This is a genomic window from Streptomyces soli (assembly GCF_003999195.1).
Taxonomy (GTDB): Bacteria; Actinomycetota; Actinomycetes; order Streptomycetales; family Streptomycetaceae; genus Actinacidiphila; species Actinacidiphila soli.
The window spans coordinates 1-3,303 of sequence record NZ_RJVR01000242.1 but is presented as its reverse complement, the minus strand read 5'-3'; the positions used below and the strand labels follow the sequence as shown (position 1 = coordinate 3,303).

Genomic DNA, 3,303 nt, shown 5'->3' with positions numbered 1-3,303 from the left:
CGTTGGTGCTGGCCACTTCGGGCACTCCTCCTTCTCCGCCCTCGACTGAATGAATCGGTCACTTTACCCGACTCATCACACTTTGACAGAGAGGGCTCGGGATCACTCAGGCCCGCCAGATCGGCCGAGCGATCAGCGCGCTCAAGCTGCCCATCAGACAGGTCCTCTACAGCCCGTTCTGCCGTACGCGTACCACCGCACGGCTGGCGTTCGGCAAGGTCGGACAGCCCTCCCGTGCATTGATCTCCTCGGGCTACCCGGGTGTCAACCACGCGCGGCAAGCCGCCCAGGTGCGGGCCTTGCTCAACACCAGGCCGCAGCCTGGTACGGACACCGGGCTGGTTACCCACGCAAACACGCTCCGGAACGCAAAGATGCCCGTCCCGGCCGAAGGCGGAGCCGTGATCTACAAGCCTCGGCCAGGCCACCAGCCGCTGATGGTCGCCGAACTAAGTCCCACCCAGTGGACAGGGCTGGCGAAGGCATCTCCACGCCGCTCATGACCCCTGGCCTTGGATTAAGGCAGCGAAATGGGTAGCCATCGCGACGTGGCGATCGCCACCGTTGCAGCAACTGGAATGACGGGGCCGAGGCGTCCCCGCTGAGGGCCGCGTGACTGTGGTTGGTTGTGGTCAGAGCAAGGCTTGGAGGGCATAGAGGGCGCCGACGCCGATCGCGAGGGATGCCAGTAGGAGCCGCAGGGCCTTGTCCGGTAGGTGGGGCTCAAGGTGGGCGCCCAGGTAGCCGCAGCTCAGCCCGCCCATGCCGCAGGCCAGGCGGGTTGTGGTCGGTTTCCCTCGACTCCCCTGGCAGCGCGGCGCTGCGTGCGCTATCGGGCTGGTCCCGTGACCGAGCATGCAGGCCCGTGCGGTGGCCTGGCCGCCGGCGGGCCAGGAAAGTCCGGCCCGGGCATAGACCTACGCGTACATGCCCGGTTCAGGTGGGCCAGGTGCGCAGCAGTTCGACGATGCTCGCAGCGGTGCTGCGAGGGTCGTACAGTTCCTCGGCAAGGGCGCGCAGGTGCTGTTTGTCGGGGTGGACTTCGATGCCGCTTGCGGCGAGGTACATGGCGGCCGCCGCGCAGGCGACGGTGAGGTTGGAGCGCTCCAGCCAGCGGCAGCGTCCCAGGGTGTGCGTGAGGGCGGCGGCGCGAGCGTAGGGGCCGCCGTAGACCGGACGGTCGAGCAGTTCGGCCTGGTGGCGGGCGACGGCCGCGACCGGGACGCCGACGCGTGTACAGGGTGGCCCACGGGTGATACCGCTCGGGCACGTCCCGCCAGGCCACCCCGGCCCGGAACTTCCACACGATGCCGTTCAGGACCATCCGGTCATCGAGCCGCGGACGCCCCATCGCAGCGCGGGGCAGCAACGGCCGCACGAAATCCCACTAGCCCCCTCGCTGGCCTTCTGCGCCGACCTGCAGGAGTCCAAGAAGGTCTCGGCGGCACCCCGTCTCAGGGCAGGGCCCGCGGCTACGTCCCGTCGTTGGCTGGGAACACGCGCCCGTGCGTGGTGATTTCGCACCGGAAGCTCTCATGACTGGTGCGGCCGGAGTGCTGGAGACACCACAGCTGCAGGGCGTCCGGGTCATCCGCGCCCGGCGACTGCTCCTCACACGTCATGCACGCAGCCCAGAACATCGGATGAGGCGATTGGTCATCCAGCAACTGCTGTAGGTACGTCGCGAGCCTTTCTTGAACCCGTCGACGACCAGCCGGATGGTATTGCGGCCAAACCCCCACTGTACATACCCGCAGGTGTGTACTGTTCTGGTATGGATGAGATGTATCCGCTAGTCGAAGCCCGCAACCAGCTCGGCCACCTCGTGGGCCGTGTCCGCCATGGGCACGAGCACATTGTCATCAGTGAGTACGGCAAGCCTGCAGCCGCCCTCATCCCGATCGATGAGCTGGAGGAACTGCGTCGTCTGCGCGATGAGGCCGACATCGCCGAGGCAACCCGCCGCGAGGCCGCTCCCACCGGAGAGGCGATGACACACGAGGCGTTCATGGCCGAACTCGAGGCCGAGGACGGCCAAGCGGCCGCCTCGTGACCTCCACCGTGGTGTGGCAGCACCAGGCCATGGACGAGTTCCGCCGGCCGCGCCGGCTCGACCCCGCAGGCGCCAAGGACTGCGTCGCTGTCGTCCGCACCCTGGCCGCCGACCCCCGCCCGCCTCAGGCGCGTGCGCTGGGCGAGTCCGGCGGCGGCTGTCGGCCGGCGACTGGCGCGTCCTGTACCGGCCGGGCGGAGATGGGACGCGGCGCAGGACGGCGCGGATGAAGGCGTCGGTTCGGCCACGCCCCCCGGCTGAGCGTGGACAAGCTCGGCGCGGACGGGATCCCACCACTCGCCCGCCAGGCGCATGGCCACCAAGCGGCCGGCGGGCAGCCAGTCCAGGCAGTGAGCGGGAGGTCGGGGCACCTTTGCAGGATCGTCTGACACACCGTGTCGGCTCGAAACCCGACCGGTAATCACACGGTGGAATGACTTTCCATCCCGCTGTGGACACAGGGGCGTTGATGGCGACCGCGCTGGTACCGACCGACATGCCCGACTGGGCATGGCAGCGCGGCGGGCCACTGGTGAGCGGTGACGCCGAGCAGAGGAGCGCCATGTTCTCACCCGCCCCATCCCGGTACTGCTGGACGTCGTAGTCGACGGTCCACCGGTGCCAGCAGTGCCCGCAGGTGAAGCCGACCCGCTACACAGCCAGTAGTGATCACACCTGCCACCGCATCGCCAACCGTGACAGGCCCCGGGGCGGGCGAGCCGTGATGGGTCGCGGCTACGGGCCGTGCCCTTTGGCGGTCAGCTGGTGAGCTGCTTGTGCTCACCCTCGCTGGTCGAAGGTCGGGGGTGTCGCGCGAGCCGTTTCGTCGCGCGAGCCGTTTCGATGTCCGTTTTAGGATTATTTGTGCGGATAGGGCATCGCCAGGCGTTATGACTCGGACGTGCGGGCCGTACGCCTTCCGATGAAGCAGTGGAAGGGTGAACCGGCATGGTCACGATCGGCGTGGAGGAAGAATATCTGCTGCTCGATCCGGTCACCGCGCTGCCGGTGCCGGTCGCCGACGTGGTGAGCGCGTCGGCCAGCCTCGCGCCCGGGGCTGAGGCAGGTGAGGTGCATCCGGAACTGCTGCAGGCCCAAGTGGAAGTCGCCACCCCGGTCTGCACCGCCCTGGAAGAGGTCGGCGGCCACCTCCTGCGGCTGCGGCACGCCGTGGCCGAGGCCGCCCTGTCGTGCGGCTGCCTGGTGGCGGCCAGCGGTACGGCGCCGCTGCGCGGCGCGGTTCCGGTCCC

General features: G+C 68.8%; 6 protein-coding genes and 1 pseudogene. 3 read left to right on the top strand and 4 right to left on the bottom strand.

Annotation, left to right across the window (positions count from 1 at the left end; all coding sequences use genetic code 11):
- Window positions 1-632 precede the first annotated feature (632 nt).
- From EFK10_RS52255 to EFK10_RS53805, 4 genes and pseudogenes are all read right to left on the bottom strand, one after another.
- Entirely contained in the window at window positions 633-764 is a 132-nt protein-coding gene (locus EFK10_RS52255) for a hypothetical protein (protein WP_265737555.1), read from the bottom strand.
- A gap of 172 nt (window positions 765-936) precedes the next feature.
- Window positions 937-1,257 carry a fic family toxin-antitoxin system, toxin component gene (locus tag EFK10_RS50810; RefSeq protein WP_407647128.1) on the bottom strand — a complete coding sequence of 107 codons (321 nt, stop codon included), beginning with the start codon at window positions 1,255-1,257 and terminating at the stop codon, window positions 937-939.
- A gap of 25 nt (window positions 1,258-1,282) precedes the next feature.
- Window positions 1,283-1,351 (bottom strand): annotated as a pseudogene (locus EFK10_RS53435) (hypothetical protein); the annotation flags it as partial.
- Between the two features lie 121 nt (window positions 1,352-1,472).
- Window positions 1,473-1,742 (bottom strand): DUF7848 domain-containing protein, encoded by a 270-nt coding sequence (locus EFK10_RS53805; protein ID WP_456318732.1) that lies wholly within the window; start codon window positions 1,740-1,742, stop codon window positions 1,473-1,475.
- A gap of 32 nt (window positions 1,743-1,774) precedes the next feature.
- Between EFK10_RS53805 and EFK10_RS24400 the strand changes: the two genes are divergently transcribed.
- The 3 genes from EFK10_RS24400 to EFK10_RS24390 form a co-directional block, all read left to right on the top strand.
- Window positions 1,775-2,053, top strand: a complete 279-nt coding sequence (locus EFK10_RS24400; RefSeq protein ID WP_127357778.1) for a type II toxin-antitoxin system prevent-host-death family antitoxin — start codon at window positions 1,775-1,777, stop codon at window positions 2,051-2,053.
- Window positions 2,050-2,283: a hypothetical protein gene (locus EFK10_RS24395; RefSeq protein WP_127357777.1), complete on the top strand. Its 234-nt coding sequence runs from the start codon at window positions 2,050-2,052 to the stop codon at window positions 2,281-2,283. The genes EFK10_RS24400 and EFK10_RS24395 overlap by 4 nt, the downstream gene beginning before the upstream one ends.
- Before the next feature lie 718 nt (window positions 2,284-3,001).
- Window positions 3,002-3,303, top strand: a 302-nt coding sequence (locus tag EFK10_RS24390; protein WP_240677436.1) for a glutamate-cysteine ligase family protein, incomplete at its 3' end; no start/stop codon positions are given.

Bases quoted from the DNA above. Each gene is read 5' to 3' on its own strand.
- EFK10_RS24400 (WP_127357778.1), top strand. From the start codon at position 1,775: ATGGATGAGATGTATCCGCTAGTCGAAGCCCGCAACCAGCTCGGCCAC.
- EFK10_RS52255 (WP_265737555.1), bottom strand. From the start codon at position 764: ATGGGCGGGCTGAGCTGCGGCTACCTGGGCGCCCACCTTGAGCCCCAC.